General features: G+C 44.2%; 11 protein-coding genes. 9 read left to right on the top strand and 2 right to left on the bottom strand.

The window, feature by feature from the left end; all coding sequences use genetic code 11:
- Positions 1–427 precede the first annotated feature (427 nt).
- The 3 genes from R8N49_RS18005 (at position 428) to R8N49_RS18015 (ending at position 8,121) form a co-directional block, all read left to right on the top strand.
- Positions 428–2,179, top strand: coding sequence for a hypothetical protein (locus R8N49_RS18005; protein WP_186585605.1), 1,752 nt, complete (start codon positions 428–430; stop codon positions 2,177–2,179).
- Between the two features lie 72 nt (positions 2,180–2,251).
- On the top strand, positions 2,252–3,379 hold the full coding sequence (locus tag R8N49_RS18010; RefSeq protein WP_318190033.1) for a Tricorn protease domain-containing protein: 1,128 nt from the start codon (positions 2,252–2,254) through the stop codon (positions 3,377–3,379).
- The gene (locus R8N49_RS18015) at positions 3,376–8,121 is read left to right on the top strand and encodes an OmpA family protein (RefSeq protein WP_186585422.1); all 4,746 of its coding nucleotides are present in this window, start codon (positions 3,376–3,378) and stop codon (positions 8,119–8,121) included. Before R8N49_RS18010 ends, R8N49_RS18015 begins: the two co-directional genes overlap by 4 nt.
- Before the next feature lie 79 nt (positions 8,122–8,200).
- Here the strand turns inward: R8N49_RS18015 and R8N49_RS18020 are convergent, their stop codons facing one another.
- Both R8N49_RS18020 and tssH read right to left on the bottom strand, forming a co-directional pair.
- Positions 8,201–9,832, bottom strand: a complete 1,632-nt coding sequence (locus R8N49_RS18020) for a sigma-54-dependent Fis family transcriptional regulator (protein ID WP_186585420.1) — start codon at positions 9,830–9,832, stop codon at positions 8,201–8,203.
- Positions 9,819–12,497: a type VI secretion system ATPase TssH gene (gene tssH, locus R8N49_RS18025; RefSeq protein WP_186585418.1), complete on the bottom strand. Its 2,679-nt coding sequence runs from the start codon at positions 12,495–12,497 to the stop codon at positions 9,819–9,821. Before tssH ends, R8N49_RS18020 begins: the two co-directional genes overlap by 14 nt.
- A 456-nt stretch (positions 12,498–12,953) precedes the next feature.
- On the opposite strand from tssH, the gene R8N49_RS18030 reads away from it, so the two are divergent.
- The 6 genes from R8N49_RS18030 (at position 12,954) to R8N49_RS18055 (ending at position 19,449) form a co-directional block, all read left to right on the top strand.
- Positions 12,954–13,472, top strand: coding sequence for an Hcp family type VI secretion system effector (locus R8N49_RS18030; protein ID WP_005373415.1), 519 nt, complete (start codon positions 12,954–12,956; stop codon positions 13,470–13,472).
- A 72-nt stretch (positions 13,473–13,544) separates the two neighbouring features.
- Positions 13,545–15,623, top strand: coding sequence for a type VI secretion system tip protein VgrG (tssI, locus tag R8N49_RS18035; protein WP_042523523.1), 2,079 nt, complete (start codon positions 13,545–13,547; stop codon positions 15,621–15,623).
- A 2-nt stretch (positions 15,624–15,625) separates the two neighbouring features.
- Entirely contained in the window at positions 15,626–16,108 is a 483-nt protein-coding gene (locus R8N49_RS18040; protein ID WP_025767908.1) for a hypothetical protein, read from the top strand.
- 111 nt (positions 16,109–16,219) lie between these two features.
- Positions 16,220–17,539, top strand: a complete 1,320-nt coding sequence (locus tag R8N49_RS18045; protein ID WP_104980534.1) for a hypothetical protein — start codon at positions 16,220–16,222, stop codon at positions 17,537–17,539.
- Positions 17,520–18,512: a DUF2169 domain-containing protein gene (locus tag R8N49_RS18050; protein WP_085569124.1), complete on the top strand. Its 993-nt coding sequence runs from the start codon at positions 17,520–17,522 to the stop codon at positions 18,510–18,512. Before R8N49_RS18045 ends, R8N49_RS18050 begins: the two co-directional genes overlap by 20 nt.
- The gene (locus R8N49_RS18055; RefSeq protein WP_005386097.1) at positions 18,505–19,449 is read left to right on the top strand and encodes a hypothetical protein; all 945 of its coding nucleotides are present in this window, start codon (positions 18,505–18,507) and stop codon (positions 19,447–19,449) included. Before R8N49_RS18050 ends, R8N49_RS18055 begins: the two co-directional genes overlap by 8 nt.
- Positions 19,450–19,544 lie beyond the last annotated feature (95 nt).

Raw genomic sequence — 19,544 nt, forward strand, 5'->3', positions numbered from 1 at the left:
GAGCAGTTACTTTTGTGAGTGCGTAATGCGCTCACCTTTTTATTTAAACTTCCTCAGTAACAGTCAATTTGTTGTTTGTTGCTGAGGAGGGCACCTCATAAACTTCTGAATTTCCTCGTGCTTACCTGAAGCGCACGTTACTACGATTTTTGTTAACTTCAGTCCATAAATTAAATTTTTTTAGATAGTAAGATTTTACCATTTTGACAGAGTGGGTGATGTTACTGGCTTTTGTTGTGGTCAAATCGCATGTTTTGATAGCAAAAGTCACCATTTTTTTGGTGTTTTTGATTTCGGGCGATTTTTCTATCTCGTTGAAAATAAATGGCTAAGTAAGTAGGATACGCAGACCAAATCGTACTTGTAAGCCTTATCAGCTTAATTGTCACCGCAGCCATATTTACGATGTTGGTTGTGGAGAATTCAAATGCATTTAGTTTGCAAATTTATACCTAGCTCGAAGCTATCCTCCAACGAGCTATCTCATGTTCTTACACCGGACGAGTGTATAGGACAGCTTTCGCGTTTGCGAAATTCAGATGACATCCTTAGAAACCTCCCTAAAGAATTGGCGCAAAAGATTTCCATCTCTACCAAAAAAACGACCAGCGCATTGCTAGCTGCTATAAGAATCGAATTGGGAAAAGGCAATTGGGTGTCATTATCTACCGTTGCACGTCGGTCGCCATTGACGGACTCTCAGCTGCAAAGCTTCCCGAGACTTAAATCACTCGTTGACTCTGTATCTGCTTCGAATGAAAGCAAAGCTTTTAAAGCGGGTTATAAGCAGGTTACTGACGATGTTGCTTTAGTTCGTAGTTACACGCATGTCCCCTCTGAGCCAAGTCCAGATCAAAAAATCGTTGTCGAGTTTGCAGGGCAGTGGTCTAGCAACGCGGCATGTTTGATGTTGGGAAAAACCGAAGCTCAAAAAGAAAAAGTGACTGTAGGCAAGGCTGATACAGAAAACAAACACCGCAGCCTCGCGATATTTAAAGATCTCGAAGCTGAGGGCAAAACGCTCTATATCAAGATCCCTTGCACTGACCAGCCTCAGCCAATTTTGCTTAAACTCGCCGAAGACCTGCAACCCGTTGATAAAGAAACTCAAATGGATGAGTGGGATAACGTGTTGGTGCCTGTGGTTCCGCTGCACTTCCCTGGTAGCGATAAATCAGATGAAGCTGCAGAAGTGTTTAAATCAGGCTACGTGTATGTTGTTTGGAACAATAAAATTTGGCGCGAAGTGGCAATTACGGAAAATGGTTACTTTTCAGATACGGATATTAATAGTGTTCGTGAAGGCTCTAGACCCAAAAGGCACGCCGATATCTATATGACCAACCCTGAAACAGGCGGTGTTTTCGCTTATGAGCCTTTCCAAATCGTGCAGAACGGCAAGGTGGTAAGTGAAGGCTCTTTGAATGGCTCTGGAGAGGCTCGAGTGTTCAACTTAGTTGAGGAAGAAGTTGAGATAGTCATGACAGGCTATGAGCCACAAATCAAAGAAAAGATTGAAACAAATTTGAGCCCTATTAATGCTTCTAGCCCAGTGGAGCGGAGCGCGCAAGGTTACCCTCTCCCGCATATATGGCTTCCTTACAAGATTAAAGGTGAGCCTCAAGAAGTATATTTGGCTTATAACAGTAAACGATTGAGCGAGAGTGAACTATCTCAACTAGAAAGTGATCCTGGAACCAAGGCCATAAAAGTCACTGATCTTAACCATTATAGCAGTGAGAAAAGCTTTAAAATTGGAGACGGTTCTGTTCGTCTGCTCTCAGTATTACCAAGTGCTGCGACCTCAAAACCTGAAAAATACGCAATGTTACGAAGCCAGGTAAATAAAAATGTAGCGGTCGTGTATTTACTTAAATCTGTCGAGATAGTTTTCGAATATCCGGGCTATACGACGCTGGACGAGTCAGATGATTACTTTGAGTTAAGGCAAAGCGATGGTGATTGGTCGCAGCGAGTGTGCTTGCGCCAATGTATAAAAAAAGAGAATGGTTCTAGGTTGATTCGTTTTACTGGTTGGCCTGCAGAGGTTAAAGAAGTGGACCTTCTCCGTGGTTATCAGGGCAATAGTCATCACGGAAGAGATAATAAAACGGTCATTTTTGCTCAAACACCCATTGCGGATTTACTGGCTTATAAGAAAAAAGATCAGACAAGTTAACAAAACAACTTATTCGGGTTGCGTTGTCACACTATTAAACGCGATCGAGAAAGATAACGAAGAGAATATAAGATGAATCTACGTCATACATTATGCTTGATTACTTTAGCGGTCTTATCTGGCTGTAATCAAGAATCGGCCAAGGAACCAGAACAACACGCGCCAAAACCTCAGACGGTTCAAGACCGAATCGCAGAAAAAAATGCTCAACAGTGGGAAGATGGTCGTGTTTATATTACAGAAAACAATTACGTTATTTATGACAAAGAGACGGGTAAACCTAAACACTTTATTTTTAAAGCTAAAGAATGGCCACGTGAAGATCTCACCAATGAAAGCTCTTATGATTTACCACGTGTAGTGTTTCGTTGGGATAACGCCCGAAATGAAGCGAAAGACCATTATGATCAAAGGGATAAAGTGTGGAGTATCAAAACGGATGGGACGGACTTGCGTCTGGTCGCAGATGAGTTTGTTGGCAAAGTTCGTCTAATGCGTGTCTCTCCAAATAATCGCTACTTGGCTTTGGCCTATTCGGCCTCAGAAGGGATGTTTAAAGTAATTAAAGATCTTAAGACGGGTGAGTATATTGAACTAGGTCGTTCACGTGGCTACCCAGAGTTTCTATGGGCAGAAGACAGCAGCTACCTTTACTACGTAGACAAGTTTAAAGACTGGAAGTACACCTTAGCGACAGGCGAAAAACAGCAAGTAGACACAGAGTTTAATGAGTATTCCGTGATTCAAAAAGGAAAAAGATACGTACTAAACGACTTTGGCGTTGCAGTTTATGATGAGGCAAAAGACGAATTTCTCTTTAGCACGGGAATTAATCCTGATGAACAAAATCCGGGTGATTATAAGTTTAACAAACGTAGTATTAGTCCAGACGGTAAGTACGCTTGGGGTGAAAGTAGGAAGTTTCGTTATCTAATTGATATCGAGCAGGGTTCATTTCAACAAGAAGAAATTGTACCGCGAGCGGTAGGTAAACTGCGCTATTTTGAAATTTTGAGTAAAGATGCGAATTATGCTCGGGATGGAGCGGCGCGGGCCATCCTCAGTAAACTAAAAGAAAATAAAGAATTTGGTTCTTATTTAAAATGGGAGCAAATAGGGACGGGCCATAGTGCCAGTAACTCTTCTCTTTACAACGCCTTTGCCAACAATGGTGATTTTGTTAAAGGGGATGAACTGTGAGCACTCATGATACCAGTAACGCGATACCTTTGTGTGCAAATTACTATTTGTTTGGTGTTTATTATGAGGGGGAATTTAACTCTCAAACTAAAACAACTGAATTCCCATCTTGGCATTCAGAGGAAAGCTTGGTAAGAAAACAAATCGCTAATATTCGCCCTTTAGCGAAAGTGCCGATGCTTAACGTCACTGATAGCGATAGCCCTAAGCTTTGGGCTACCGACCATAAATTTAAGTTATGTTCACTGGGTAACGGAAAGCCCGATCAATATGGGGCTTTTGAGGTCCTGACACCAGAGCACACAATTCATGCGTTAGGTAGGGATCTACCCAAAGAGGGTGAGCAGACCTTCACTTTCCGCTTTCCGCCCTTGCCTTTAATAGCTTCACTTTCTGAGTTAAACCCCAAAGAGTTAGCTACAAAAGTTGCAGAGTTGAGTAGCCAGTTGGAAAACAGCGAAGCAAAACTCACCTTGACAGAGGTCAGCATTGAACAATTGGCTAAGCCTTACGAACCAGCTGCGAACGGGGGGCTCAGCGAAGAACAGGCAGAATATAATAAGTGGTATGAAGATGTAAGTGAATCGGGAGAGACACTAAAAGGCTTCGTTTTACCTGTTGTGGCGAGTTGCGCGGTGGTTTTTTCTGATCAAGGCTATGAAAGTGCGACGGTTACTTTGCAAAAGTTTGACTCAACCAAAGAAGGTGGGGAATACAAAACGATAGGCTCTTCAGTACAAGCGGCATTACCTGAAGATGAGCTTTCAGAAGAAAATGCTAAGCAATATCCATGCGCGATGTTTCACGTTGATCCTGCTGATTTTAAAGAAGGCTTATACAGTATCCGTGTCGAATTTATTCCAAGCCAGATGAAAAATGGTGTTCCACAGTTCATTAAAGACGCTCATATTCAGCAATTTTCTGAAGGCTTAGATACAGTCTATACTTACGAGCTACGTGAACAGATTACCTTTTCTTCAAGCACTCCGTTAGGGAAATTTGCCATTGTCAGTGGCGATATGATCTCCCTTGAGGAATCCTTGATTTATCAATACCCTCAGTACTTTGGAAATATGAAACATTACCTTCACGGTAATGTACAAGGTGTAACAGCCAATACGCCAGCTTCAAGGAGTATTGCGTTACTCAAGAATATCCGAGATGTGTCTGCTCAGCTAGGAGCAGGGCTGCTGAGCGGTAGCTTGCAAGACACTTTAGACCGTGATGGCCGCCAAGCGGTGTTTAATAACGTCTCGAAACTGTATTGGGATGCAGTTAAGTCCGAGATGCCGCCTGCGATGAAAGCGGCGGGCGAATTGTATTACGGTATTTACAGTACGAAAGAAGCGCTTGATAAGTTGCAGGAACTCCACACTCCAACTATCGCGGGTGTTGGTTGGAAGGCGCTATTTCACGATAAGGTTTTTAACACCAATGAAGCTCGGTCAAGCGCACTTGCACTTTCTTTAGAATCACGTCTGGGTAACCGACGTGTGGTTGCCGGGCGAGTTGCGGAAGCTTGGCTTTCTGGTGGTAAAACCGTTGGTTTTAATGGCTTCGGAACGGGATTGACAGCACTTAGTTTGTATAAAAAAGCTAAACAGCTGGTTAATCAAAATAAAAAGGTTGATAAAGCAGAGCAAGGAACAGAAGAAGTTACAAAAGACTACCTTGCTCAAATTCCAGTTTGGAAGACAGCTAACCATATCCAGGAAGAAAAACTAGAACAGGCTTTAAAAGATGCGCGTGATCAATCTGGCAATCAGATTGACGCCATTCTCGTAAATAGCTCTAGAGGCGCAGGAATAAAAATAGAATTTGCCTTTAACTCGCGTGAAAAAGAGTTAAAGGATCATGCACCTATATTTAAACAGCTTGCTGCTTCTCTTGCCAACGTTTTAGAGAATGAGCCAAACCTTAGAGTAGAGATAGAAGGGCATGCTTGCCAAGTCGGTACCGAGAAAGCAAATATGCAGGTCTCGGCAGAGCGCGCAGAATATGCGAAAAAGCTGCTCATGAAGGAGTTCCCTGTTTTTGAAGGTCGTGTTTCGGTAGCCGCTTTTGGTGAAAGTAAACCTGTCTATGTTCCCAAACAAGGTGAAAAAGTCGACCGCAACAACCCTAATCTAAGACAAAACCGTCGGGTTGTAATCCGTATTTACCTGCAATCCCTGAACATATTCTTTCACCCCAGTCGCTATGGCTCGCATGCAATGGAACGCTCTAGGCTTGCTCTAGAAGCTGAGATGGTTGCGCAAGATAAAGCAGAAGTCGCACTGCGAATGGCGATTTTTGACAGTGTCGTTGACGTCGCTTCCTATATTCCTGCTATAGCTCCTGCGGCAAGAGGGTTTATGCTTGCCATAGAGGGTTCAAAGACAGCAATATCTGCGGTGAAAGTGATTGATAGTTTAATGTTGGACTCCTTCCTAGAAGAGTTAAAGCAAAGCCATGAGGTTGTCAGTGAGCTTGAAAGGCTGGCAAAAATACATATCGAGTTACTTAACGATTTGCGACGCAGTAAGGTAGATGTAGGTATTGAATGTAGGTCTTATCAGGAACTCATTACTCACCTTGAGAGCGAAGAAGTTCGTAAGGAGGTGTTAAAACGCTACCAACTACGAGCGCTTGCTATTAATGGCTTAGTGTTATTACTCGCTGACCTAGGATCTCAAACCAAACGGAATTCTAATATCTCGTTTAGGTTTTTGGTTGAGCGTTACAAGGTGAAGGAATACATTGAGAACTACATTTTGAGCGATGATTGGTCTGTACATACGATCAAAGGAAACACCTTAGCGGCTAACTGGAAGAACCGTTGTGATAACGAGTACTACACCGAATTATCGACAAAGATGCCACAAGGTGCGCAGCATTGGCCTGCTCCAATAACAACTAATAGCAAAGTTTCTCATCTCTCTATAACCGAAAACAGGGATAGCTTTAAAGCGTCAGGTGCATTTAATCAAATCTTCCCGATACAAACCATGTTGTTTGAACACCCAAATGAAACGATGTTTGATAACTTTACCGAGTCATTTAACCCGCAGGGAAGTGAGTTAAAGAAAGATGAAATCGGTTATTGTCGAATACTTGTTCAGTCAGCTCGTTATACTGAAAGTGATGAACCAGAATGGATGTCATATGATAGTTGGATTCAGCAATCTAGCAACAGTCGCCTAGGTCCATACGATAAAGTGAAAGTGCAGTTGATACTTAAAAAAGAACACAAGTATGCGAAGCCAGTTACGATTGGCTACGATCGCGTTGACGGGCTCGAAAATATTAAAGGCCCAGCTTTCAGTGACTGGATGCTGCCAATGAAGGTTAGTGACTTCAAAACTGATCCTGATGGGCGAATAAGTGCTTTTTACAAGCAACAGGGGATTGATGACGGCGCTACGTTGATTGCTATTGAGCATATTCCCTCATTCCGCTTCGGTGATGTGATGATCGACGGTATGAAACCAATGACCTCTAAAGCAAAGCTAATGTTCTCTGATGCAATGTTCAGTATGGCAGTTTCCGGAGCAGCGATATCGGGTCAGCCAAGCGACTATTTTGCAGAAGCGGATTCCTTTAAGCGCTATGTAAAAGGCGGAGGCTTCCAAAATATGCGTTACTGCTTGGGAATTAGAACAAATCAAGGGCAACATAGTTTTTATTTACCACAAGAGTACAGTCTGGGGCAGAAGTTTGATGATGCTGAAGATGAGTTGCAAATTGGCGCTTTAAGTACAGAAACTAGACTGGTTTTGCTTGATACCTACTTGGGAGAGCAGCAACTGCGTCTACGTGAACAGGACCTTATGGTAGAGAGCTTTACCTTAATGGCAGGTGAGGGAGACAAAAATACCATCCCTATACTTCATGGCATTAAACAGCAATTGGTGGCTATAGACACCAAAGCGTCTGGTTTGAACTTTTTCAGTGAAAGAAAGTGGTACCAATCGGCTGATAATATCTGGCGTGATGGTTTCTCATGGGGAAACAAAAAGAAAGACGATCCTGCCAGTATTTATGTACTGATTTTGGGTGAGAGTCATGAAAAAGCACTTTATGAACGTTTGGGTATGCCGTGGGAAGCAGTGAATATGTGTATTCAACTGGCGCTCGACGGAAATGATGGCAAGCCAGTTAAAGGTCCTCTTTACTTCACCGATATGTATCATATTGGTGAGTTTGCCTATAAAAACGAAGAATGGATGTTTACTGAATCTATTTCAGAAAACCATCGAGAACAAGTTGATGCCATGAGTGAGTTTATAGGTGAAGCTGTAGGTAGTCTCACTGAAGAGAATGAACTATCTAAGAGCAAAAACTATACGATGTACTGCATGAGGTTTAACTTGGAATATGTTGCACCAACGGGAGTTAGGTTAAAAGGTCTAAGACCGTTTGGTGGTGTAATTGGTGGTAAAGCGAACTTGGAGCTTTCGGTTGCTCATCTAAAACAAGTCGGATTAAATGGAGCTGATGACTATGATATTGGTCGTGATGCTGTAATTTCTATTCCTTCTTTAAATGCGGATAGTGCTTTGGCTGGTAATTTCTTTAGTGATATGCCTTGGTTAATTGAGAAAGAGTCGACAGAGGAAGGCGTAGACAAGTCTGCGGCTGAAACTTGGAAGCAGTATAACGAATCTCAACGCAAGAAATGGTTGAAAGATTGGATTGAGAAACAACCTGCGGTAACTCAAGCACCCAAGCCCTTGGAAAAGTCACTTGATAACCCTTCCTAGATGCAAAAAAACCGCCTTCGGGCGGTTTTTCTTTTCTTATGACTTCATACTGAATTTAGAATTTTCTTTTTAAGCCCCATCAACCCGCTGCAGAAATGTCGTATTTCTTCATCTTATGGTTGAGAGTGCTCATTGGAAGTGCCAATTGCTCGGCGGCCTTCTTGGTGTGCCAATTGCAGGCATTTAAGCAATCGATGATTATTGTACGCTCGTATTGGCTGACAACGTCCTTAAGGCTCTTTGAAACGTCTTCTAAATCCGCTTGTGCTTGCTGCTCGTAAGCAGGTTGCTCTGGGGTAGGTGAAGCTGCTTTCATGTCAATACTTGGTACATCTTCTGGGATTTGTTCGCCAAACTCAATGTGAGTAATGGTTTCAAAATCGGACAGTAGCACCGAGCGCTCAATGATGTTCTTAAGCTCACGCACGTTCCCTGGGTATTGGTAGGCAAGCAGCTGTTTACGTACATTGGCACTTAACCCTGGCGCTTGCGGCAAACCTAGCGTGTTGGTTGTGTGTTGCACGAAATGCTCAGCAAGGGGAATAATGTCTGACTTGCGAGCTCTCAATGGTGGTAATGTAATAGGGAACACATTCAAACGATAGAACAAATCGGCACGGAATCCGCCATCTTTGATTTGCTGCATAAGATTACAGTGGGTTGCGGCGATAACGCGAACGTCCACTTCAATCTCTTTGCTAGTGCCGATTGGGCGAACTTTACGCTCTTGCAGTACACGCAGTAACTTGGCTTGTAGTAGCATTGGCATATCGCCAATTTCATCTAGGAAAAGCGTGCCACCGTTGGCTGCTTCAAACAAACCGACTTTGTCTTTGTCCGCGCCAGTGAACGAGCCTTTCTTATGGCCAAAGAGTTCTGACTCTAATAACTGCTCTGGGATTGCGGCACAGTTCTGTACGATCAAAGGCTTTTCTGAACGGTTAGAGTTTTCGTGAATGTATTTCGCGATCACTTCTTTACCGGCTCCCGTTTCACCACGCAATAGAACGTCGACAGGGAGAGATAACACCTTATCAAGACGATTCAAAACATTGAGCATTTCTTCGCTCTCTGCAATAGGACCCTGATAGGTTTTTTGGGTACGCTTTTTGAGTTGAGTGTTCTCACGCATTAGGGCGTGATTGTCTGCATTGAGATTTTTAATCACTTGCCCGTATTGCTCTAACCACACAGCTTGGCGAATATTACTCGCGGCCATACGACAAAACTCAGTCAATGCAGTTTCATTGTCGATAACACTTAAATCGAGTAAGACTAACAGCCCAATGGTTTTGCTTTCGCTATCAATCAAAGGCCAAGCCAGTAAGTTCTCGCTTTTTAATCCCAGTGTCTGTTCTGTTTGATAGATGCTTTCGCAGTCATAGCCGTTGTACTTATACAACTCGTTAATCAACACCACTTCACCATTACGAATGGCAAAGTTGAATGGATCGTTCTCACTGGCTGAGTCTAACTGTAATGCTTCCCAAGGGTGGGAAACGATAGTTTTATCGTTATGGTGAGCGGTACTTGGAATCAACGCCTGCCCAGTCTGGTCCAAAACGTAAATGATGCCGTGCTTTGCGAGGGTCATTTGTCTCGCAGCGGTCAACACGGCATCCAAGGTTTGGGTAAGCTGGCTGCGATCAGCCAAAGACTGACTGATCGCAAGTAGGGCGTTACTAAGTTCGCTATGGTTAGCTGAACGCATAGGTTAGTGTTCCTTGCTCATCGACAGACACTTCGATTTGCGTATGTGAATCATCCTTGTCATGCACTAATAGCTGAGTCGATAGTTGCGGCAGTAACTGACGGTTGATGACCGCGTCGATGTTACGCGCGCCCGTTTCAGCAAGGCGACAGTTACCTAGTACGAACTCAACCAAGCTTTCTTCGTAGCTCAGAGACAACTTGTGATGGCTCTGTAGACGCTGAGAAACTTTGTTCAGCTTGTGGTGAATAATTTCTGTCATTGCTTCATCAGACAGCGGAACAAATGGTAGTACTGACATACGTGCCAACAGCGCCGGCTTGAAGTGTTGGTTCAAAGTAGGGCGAATAGCTTCTGCGATGATGTTTGCATCGATGTCTTTGGATTGATGAACCAAAGATTCGATCTCATGCGTCGCAAGGTTACTGGTCATGATGATCAGCGTGTTCTTGAAGTCGATTGTGCGGCCTTCGCCGTCGTTCAGCGTGCCTTTGTCGAACACTTGGTAGAACAGGTTCAACACTTCAGGGTCGGCTTTTTCCACTTCATCAAGAAGAACAACAGAATATGGACGTTGACGAACCGCTTCTGTCAGCATGCCGCCTTCACCGTAACCTACGTAACCCGGAGGTGAACCGATTAGGCGAGATACCGTGTGCTTCTCTTGGAACTCAGACATGTTAATGGTCGTCATAAAGCGCTCACCACCAAACATTTGATCAGCGATCGCACGAGCCGTTTCGGTTTTACCCACGCCACTTGGGCCAACCAGCAGGAATACGCCTGTTGGTGCGTCTGGGTTACCTAGACCAGCTTTCGCAGTTTGAATGCCTTCAGACAGTGCATCGATAGCGTATTCTTGGCCTTTGATGCTTTGTGTTAGGCTTTCTTTCAGTTTTAGCGTGGTTTCTGCTTCGTCTTGAAGCATCTTACCCATTGGAATACCAGTCCAGTCCGAGATGACGTGGCTAACTTCATCTGGGCCCACTTCAAAGTGAACCAGTGGGTTGCCATTGCGGATTACATCTAGCTGTTCTTGGCAGGCCGAAATGGCAATGCGAACGGCTTCTTCATCCATTTCTGCATATGGAGAAACGTCTTGCTCTTGTTCTGAATCTTCGTCTGCAACAAGCTCTTCTTCATTTGTTTCTCCAAAGACCAGTTCATGTAAGCGAGAGCGTAGAGCAATCATCTCTTGGATCTGCTCTTTTTCTTTGTGCCATTGCGCTTCTTGTTCTGCTAGCTCTTCTTTCGTTGTTTCCATTGCCAGTTTTAGGTCTGGAATGTTAGCAAGGCTGTGCTTGTCGCCAGTTTGCTGCAGAGCATCACGCTCAAGTGCTTCAAGCTCGCGCTGTTGAGCTGCAAGTTCTTGCTGCAGAGTCTCAACAGAAGCAGGAATGGCATTAAGGCTGATGTTCACTCGTGCACACGCCGTATCTAGTACATCGATCGCTTTGTCTGGCAGTTGACGGCCAGAGATGTAACGAGCAGAAAGTGCTGCCGCAGCAGTGATAGCATCGTCACGCACGTAAACGTTATGTGACTTCTCGTATGCTGGGCGCAGACCACGAATGATCAATGCTGCTTGCTCAGGAGACGGTTCGTCGAGTTTCACCAATTGGAAACGACGCGCAAGAGCAGGATCTTTCTCGAAGTACTTCTTGTATTCCGACCATGTTGTCGCAGCGATGGTTTTCACTTCACCACGCGCTAGGGCTGGTTTTAGCAAGTTTGCCGCGTCGCTGCCGCCCGCTTGGTTACCACCGCCAACAAGGGTGTGTGCTTCATCGATGAAAAGAATGATAGGGGTTGGCGAGTTTTTCACTTCATCCAATACTGCGTTTAGGCGTTTTTCGAATTCGCCTTTTACGCTTGCACCAGCTTGCAGAAGACCCATGTCCAGGCCGTAAAGCTCAACACCTTTGAGGTTGTCTGGTACGTCACCTTGTACAATCTTAAGTGCCAAGCCTTCTACTACTGCGGTTTTACCAACGCCCGGTTCACCAACAGCAATAGGGTTGTTTTTACGGCGACGAGCAAGAATGTCCACGATTTGGCGGATTTCTTGGTCGCGGCAGAAAACAGGGTCGATTTCGCCTTTGCGTGCTTTACCAGTGAAGTCGGTTGTGAACTTGCTCAGTGCTGAACCATCTTCACGAGCTTGTGTTTTTTCTGAAGTAGCAACTTGCGCCTCAATAGAGTGGCTTGTTAGCTCTGCAAAGTTACGATTAAGGCTGTCAGGGTTTACCGCTTCAAGGATAGAGGCGTAACCATGTTGGCCGTAACGGAGAGGGTTGCTAACAAGAGTAAGGAGCAGGGCACCAGAGCGGATTTGTGTTTCGGATAGATCTAAAGAAGAAACCAGCCAACTTTCTTGCAACCATTCGATTAATAAAGCAGAAAAAACAGGTTTGCTGCCATTTCCTTTGGCGTTGGTGTCGAGTGTGGATCGAACCGATTGTCTTAATAAGTTCTCAGAACAATCAAAATGACTCAATAAGACGTCAAAATCACTATTTGGCCTTTCTAATAGACTCAGTAAATAATGCTCAATTTGAACTTCGTTTGCTTTTTCAGAGACTGCAAGTGCAGCGGCGTCTTCTAATGCTACTTTTGCAATCGGGTGTAGACGCTGAATTAATGAAGAAAGGTTTATATTTATCATAGCCATTTTATTCTTTAGAGGAAAAGAGGTAGCGGCTATTATACTAAAAGTAATTGCGCTCTTTTTTTATCAAGATATTTTGACTATCGTTTGTTGGTTATTTTTAATGATTATTGTGACATTAATGTTTGTGGTTATTTTAATGGCGTTGTTATTCTAAATTAATTGATAGTAAAAGTGTCGGATTTATTAGTTTTAATGACTTTATTTACACGGTTTTATATGGTTATTTTCACTTTTTAAAGTTAGAACAATTTATTATTATCTTAATCCAACTTTTTGGTTTTTTATCCAATAAATTGTACTCAATATATTAGTGAACAATGCCTGGTATTACTTAAATTGTTGTTTTTGTTTGATTTTTAAAGTTGGCACGGACTTTGATTATACCAACTAGTCGCGGTGATAAGCGATTTGGTGATTTAAACAAAACAGATTTTAGAAAAGGAAATAGCGATGCCAACTCCAGCATATATGTCTATCCAAGGTGAGACTCAAGGCCATATTACTAAAGATACTTACTCTGCAGATTCAGTAGGTAACACATGGCAAGAAGCTCACGTTGATGAGTTCCTAGTACAAGAACTTGATCACGTGCTAACAGTTCCACGTGATCCACAAAGTGGTCAGCCAACTGGTCAACGTGTACACCGTCCACTTGTTGTAACTAAAGTTCAAGATCGCTCATCTCCACTACTATTCAACGCACTAGTATCTGGCGAAAAACTTCCTGAGTGTGTGATCCGCTTCTACCGCACTTCAGTTCAAGGTAAACAAGAGCACTACTACTCAATCAAATTGATTGATGCGCTACTTGTCGATATCCAAACTCGTATGAACCACTGTCAAGACGCAGCAACAGCTGACCGCGTGACAGAAGAAGTGCTTAAGTTCACTTACCGTGCGATCGAAGTAACTCACGAAAACTGTGGTACTGCGGGTAACGACGACTGGCGTGCTCCACGCGAAGCTTAATTGCTCGTCGCGTAAAGATTCAGGGCCAACGATTGTTGGCCCTAATTCGATTATTTGTATCAGGTAAAAGATATGGTGAATGACGTAGAATTTAAATTTGAAGTGCCTGGATGTGGGCATGAATTTCGGGTCGAGAGCTTTCATGTTCATGAAGAGTTATCTAAGCCTTTCCACATCAATCTCTCATTACTTTCACTTGATCCAGATATCTCGTTCGATGAGTTAATACGTAAAGCAGGAACATTGACACTTTACGGACAAGGTGTTGGGGCTGCGCGTGTGTTCAACGGCGTGGTGAATGAAGTGCGTTACTTAGGAACTGGACGTCGTTTTTCTCGTTATCAATTAGTCTTGGTTCCTCAAGCTTGGTTCTTATCTCAGCGCCAAGATTGTCGTATTTTCCAGCAAAAGTCAGCGCAAGACATCATCACAGAAGTACTCGATGATGGGGCAGTCACCGATTACCGATTTGAAGTGTCGGGTACTTATCCTCCAAAAGAATACGTTCTGCAATACCGTGAGTCTGACTTGCACTTCGTGCAGCGTATGATGGCTGAACACGGTATGTGGTATTACTTTGACCATAGCGATTCAAATCATACGATGGTCATTGTCGACAGTAATGACGCGATTGCACCTTTGATAAGCTCGCCACTAAATGCTTCTTACATTGGGCCGATTGTTTATCATGCCGATGGTGGCGGTGTTGCCGATCGCGAACATATCTCTGATCTCGAGTTAGTTAACCGCGTTAGAACAGGACAGGTTACGTACACAGATTACAACTACGAACACCCTAAAATTCCACAAGAGATGACACAGGCTGGCGAGCTAGACCAAGATCTCAAGCAGTTTGATTATCCTGGACGATACGTTGACCCGCTGATGGGTCAGGTGAGAACCACGGAGTGGATGTCGGAACACATAGTCGATAATCAACAAGTGGAAGCAACGAGTGACGTAATGCGCTTAGCATCTGGTTACAGCTTTAACGTCAGTGACCACCCGCGTTCTGAGATTAACCGCGATTACCTTATGTTGTCTGTAATGCACACAGGTCAAGATCCGCAAGTGCATGAAGATGAAGCGAGTGGTATGCCAACCACTTACTACAACCAGTTCTCGTGTATTCCACGTGATGTGGTGTTTAAAGCGCCTAAACTAGCAGCACCAGTGGTTGATGGCCCTCAAACGGCGGTTGTTGTAGGACCAGAAGGTGAAGAGATTTACACCGACAAGCTTGGTCGAGTGAAAGTACAGTTCCATTGGGATCGCTACGGTGATAACAACGAACATTCAAGCTGTTGGATTCGTGTAAGCCAATCCATGGCGGCGCCAACATGGGGCGCAGTTTATTTGCCGCGTATTGGCCATGAAGTCGTAGTGACTTTCCTTGAGGGGGATCCAGATCGTCCGTTAGTTACGGGCGCAGTTTACAACGGTTTGCATTTCCCACCGTACTCTTTGCCAGAAAACAAAACTCGTACCACGTTCCGCACGCAAACGCACAAAGGAACAGGTTACAACGAGTTGAGTTTTGAAGACGAAGCGAACCAAGAAGAAGTCTATATTCACGCTCAAAAAGACATGTCGACCAAGGTGCTCAACAACCGTTACCGTGATATCGGTCAAGATGAATTCTTGAAGGTTGCACGTCACCAAACGAATGAAGTTCATGGTGACCATAAAGAAACCATTCATGGACATAAAACGACACAAGTAAACAGTACGTTTACCGAGACAGTCGAGCAAGACGTTACCGTCACATACAACGCGAACGAAGCCCAGTATGTGAAAAACAATTCTGACTTAGAAATTGGTGATAACCGTACGACTAAGATCGGTAAAAATGATGACTTAGATATTGGCGAAAACAGTAACCTTACTATCGGTGCGTCTAAGAGTTCAGATATTGGTGCGGATGATAACCAGACGATTGGTGGCAACTTAACGGTATCAGTGAAAGGGAACACCGCTTATAAAGCCGATGGTGCAACGCAAATTATCAGTGGCGACAAGATTGTATTGAAAACGGGTGGTTCCTCTTTAGTGATGAACAGTGATGGTTCAATAAAGTTATCAGGCTCGGCTATTACGATCGAAGGCAGTGACAAAGTCGTCGTGAAAGGTGGCAACGTAGTGGTTAACTAACAATGGAAAAACAACCTCTTACAACAGAAGTAATATCAGAGCAGCAAGCCGAATCAACGGCTTGCTTTTCGCGTTTTGGAAGAATAGTGGCTATCAATGAGTCTACGGGCAGTGTGCGAGTTGATTTTGATGGTAACCCATTTAAGCAGCCACTCACTGCGAGACTAGGACGTGGCTTTCGTCGTTCTGAGCTGCAAATGGCTATCGATAATCGATTAAGTTGTCGAGTTGAGTTTTTGAACGACGACTTAAGCTTGCCTCTTGTGACGGACATTTTCTTCTCCATTCTGGATGACTCTGACGAGTTTGTATTGCGAGCAAAGAAGATGGTTATCGAGACAGAACAAGAGTTGGTAGTCAAAAGTGGTGAGACAGAAACTCGCTATAGCGGGCGCGATGGACGAATTACCACTAAAGCGAAGTACGTCACTTCTCAAGCAGAAAAAGCACAAAAAATTCAAGGCGGAACGATCGCAATTAACTAACTACCTCGCGTTAGCTAATGGTTTTGTGTTAACAAGTCACGCCAAGTGAGCTAATTACTTCGAGTTAACTAATTGCAATCGCGTTATGGCACGCTAATAACGGATAACCAGATGCGACAAAGAATCGGTGTCGAGCACCTAAAGGCACCCATAACCAATCAAGAAGTCGAAGGCGCGTTAGCAAAAGCTGAGCGCGCTGTGAATGACCTTTCCCAGTTGCCAGTAACATGGCTGGATTTCTGTAATGAAAAGCTGTCCATTGCTTCTGAAAGTATCGGTTTTTTAATCAGGCAGCGAGTTCAAATTCACAAAAGGGGTTATCCAAGTCGTGAGTTGGCGTATCTCAAGCTGATTGAACGCCAAATTGAAGAACTGAAGCAGGTGTACTTGTCGTTTTATCGGTTAGCACCGGGGTTGATTCATCAGTTAAGAGGCCAGGAGCCAGAAATCTACAGCTGGCTGATGCTACAAGGCGAGTTGGGCTCAGCGTTGGATAACCTTTTGTGCGGCTTGAGTTTACTCGAAGATATTGACGCTAAAACCGCAATGGTCATTGCCGTACAATCTCCGGTTGAATCTATGGATAGCACGCTTTCGGAGCTTATTGAGGGTAATGCGACATCCAGTGCGTTTTACTTTGAATGCTTACGTGTACGTCAAACATTAAGTGTTTCTCTCATCAAGCGCTGGCACAAAGCCAGCATCATTAGCTCTCATGTTGCTTTGCCACTGCTCGCTTTACAAGACGTGAAAGAGGGGATTGATTGGCTCAATGACAATGCAGGCAGCGAACAATATCTATTTGAACGTTTGATTACCAAACGTGACAGAGGCACTTGGCTCCGTCAGTGCTTTGGCATCGAACCAAATGGATTACCATCAGCGCAAGTGCTCACTTATGCCAAGTTGCTTGAGTTAAAAGAGTTTGAGGCGTTTGATATCTCTTCTTCATTAGCACCTGTTGATTTTGCGCTGAGTGGTGATTGGAAACTGGTGCCCCAAATCATCGAGCACTTGGAAAGTCTGGAGGAAGCTGAAGGTGAAATTTGGCTTCATGCCTTGTATGTCGTCTACGGAAAGCTTCTTCCTCTGACTCCGCAAGATGTTGGTGTCGAGTATGAATGGGAAGAGATCGTCGATCTGCTCAATGAGTGGGTGGAAGATGAAAAATATATCCAAAATCTACCAAGCCGCTTGGGTTACGCATTGAGCTTCGAGTCTACGTTAGCTGCGATGCAAGATTCTAACGTTGATGTGCTGTTCCGCGACTGGCTATGGCGCCAAATCTGTATTCAATCCAGAGCCTACGTGCCTTGGGATATGGCAATGCCGATTCATCAACAAGACTGGAACTTTAACAATTTAAAGGCCGCACCTTCTGCGAGCGAACGATTCAACTTAAGGAATAGCAATGCAGTTATGGGATATTGATGCGCACCCTGAGCTATCACTTAAAGGTCGTTTTCAACGTGACGAAAACGGCGATGAAGTGTGGGTTGTGGTCGCTAAACGTACTTGGCAATTCGATGGTGTGGTTTGGCACGAATTAGGTGAAAGTGAAATCTTCGATGATCCCCAATATTTGGGCGAAGAAGGTTTCTCTGCGATGAAAGTTGACCACGAGTTCGCGTATACCAAAGACAACACAGATGTACTTGTTTACGGCAAAGCGCGCAGCTACGCGAAAAAGCCAGTGACATACCAAGAGTGTCGTGTGCTGATTGATGGTCATATCGATAAGACTCTCGCTATTCACGGGGAACGCGTATGGGTTGAGCATGCTGGCGGTATCACGCTGAGCAATCCAGTCCCATTTATTGAAAAAGACATTGATTACACTTGCGCGGTAGGCGGTGATTTACGTAACCGAATAGGTGGTGGGGTTGCCGACTCCAACAAAGAATTGCTTGAACAGAAAGTACCCTCGATTTTTTATCCCCGAGAGGACTGGAGTGCCGCCGCGAAAAAACTACGCGTTGCGGGGTTCGGGCCAGTCCCTCCGTTCTTTGAGTCGCGCCAGAAGCTAGCCGGCACGTTCGATGACGATTGGATTGAGAATCGCAAGCCAATGTTGCCACTCGATTTTGATAAGCGGTTCTTCCAAAGCGCGCCTATTGATCAACAGTGCAAAGGCTTCCTTCGTGGGGGGGAGCGTTTGATGATGAGTGGCTTTTGTCATGATGACACGCTTTCATTTCGAATTCCTAAAGAAAAATACCGTGCGATCGCGACGTTCAAAGATCAAAGTTATCAAGCTGATATGGCGATGTACACCTTATTCGTTGATGCGGAAAAGAAAACTATATCAATCAGTTACACCGCTGTGTTTCCTTGTCAGGGCAAGGAGCATTTGTTGGTGTCGACATCGATCACTAAGTTGGAAGAGGTAAGCGAGCATGCATAATTCAACAGGCCGTTACGTGCTAGGGATGGAAGTGATGACGCCAACCGGTATGAATTTAGATATTGCTAGTGCAGTTTCGTATGCTGACTTAGGAAGATTCGACCAATGTGTAGGGGATGATGGTATCGAGCGTTTTACTTACGCCAAAATCGAATACACCAAAGAAAGTGAGCAGTTTGAGAAAACGTGCGAGTTAATCACCCACTTGCTTGATTCATTGTTAGCGCAGTTACCACGTTCATTGAGACCAATACCTTTGCTTATAGCGGTGCCTGCGTCTGTTTCACTAGTAAAGGTGCAAGAATGGCTTGGTGAAAGTAACTATGCTGAATTTCTCTCTGTGGTGAATGCTGTTCATGCCAGTGGGCCCAGTTTCGTTCTCCAGGCCATGAAATCATTGGATAAATACGATGCTATGATGTGTATCAGTGTCGATACCTTGGTGAGTTCGATGCAAACACTCATCGACGATGCGATGGTAATGAGTACCAATAATCCATGGGGCGTTATTCCGAGTGAGGGTGGGGCGGGTTTAATTCTTTGTCGAAGAAATACCGTAGAAACATTGAAACTTAAGCCTCAAGCGCAGCTTGGCTACATTGATACGGAATTAAACACTTCAGACCGAAGAGGCATGTTTCGACTTGTTCAACGTGCGAGTAAAAAGCTCGATTCATTTGGTGAAGTGTATTCCGATATGACGAACCTTCGCATGCACTCGGAAGATTACGGTTTTGCTCTGGGAGCTAAAGCAGAACGATTCACGAACCCAGAACAACCGCAGCTTATCAATGAGTTGTGGGGCACGATGGGCAGTTGTTCTTCTCTCGCTTTAATTGCTTTTGCGGTCAGAGAGCACCACTTTAAGCAACCAACTACGTTGTTAATGTTCGACTTTCATGGTGACAAAGGAGTTCTCCAATTACTGCAATGTTAGTGAGCACTCATCGATCAAATGGCAATGAAAGTATACTCATATTATTAGGTTGAAGTTTGTAACACGAAAAAGCGTATAACTCATGCAGTGAAAGC

The sequence above is a fragment of the Vibrio sp. 1978 genome, from assembly GCF_033344345.1.

What these genes read in the sequence shown, in the direction of transcription:
- R8N49_RS18050 (WP_085569124.1), top strand. Translation starts at nt 17,520, where the DNA reads ATGCAGTTATGGGATATTGATGCGCACCCTGAGCTATCACTTAAAGGT.
- tssH (WP_186585418.1), bottom strand. Translation starts at nt 12,497, where the DNA reads ATGATAAATATAAACCTTTCTTCATTAATTCAGCGTCTACACCCGATT.
- R8N49_RS18010 (WP_318190033.1), top strand. Translation starts at nt 2,252, where the DNA reads ATGAATCTACGTCATACATTATGCTTGATTACTTTAGCGGTCTTATCT.
- R8N49_RS18030 (WP_005373415.1), top strand. Translation starts at nt 12,954, where the DNA reads ATGCCAACTCCAGCATATATGTCTATCCAAGGTGAGACTCAAGGCCAT.
- R8N49_RS18040 (WP_025767908.1), top strand. Translation starts at nt 15,626, where the DNA reads ATGGAAAAACAACCTCTTACAACAGAAGTAATATCAGAGCAGCAAGCC.
- R8N49_RS18005 (WP_186585605.1), top strand. Translation starts at nt 428, where the DNA reads ATGCATTTAGTTTGCAAATTTATACCTAGCTCGAAGCTATCCTCCAAC.
- R8N49_RS18055 (WP_005386097.1), top strand. Translation starts at nt 18,505, where the DNA reads ATGCATAATTCAACAGGCCGTTACGTGCTAGGGATGGAAGTGATGACG.
- R8N49_RS18020 (WP_186585420.1), bottom strand. Translation starts at nt 9,832, where the DNA reads ATGCGTTCAGCTAACCATAGCGAACTTAGTAACGCCCTACTTGCGATC.
- R8N49_RS18045 (WP_104980534.1), top strand. Translation starts at nt 16,220, where the DNA reads ATGCGACAAAGAATCGGTGTCGAGCACCTAAAGGCACCCATAACCAAT.
- tssI (WP_042523523.1), top strand. Translation starts at nt 13,545, where the DNA reads ATGGTGAATGACGTAGAATTTAAATTTGAAGTGCCTGGATGTGGGCAT.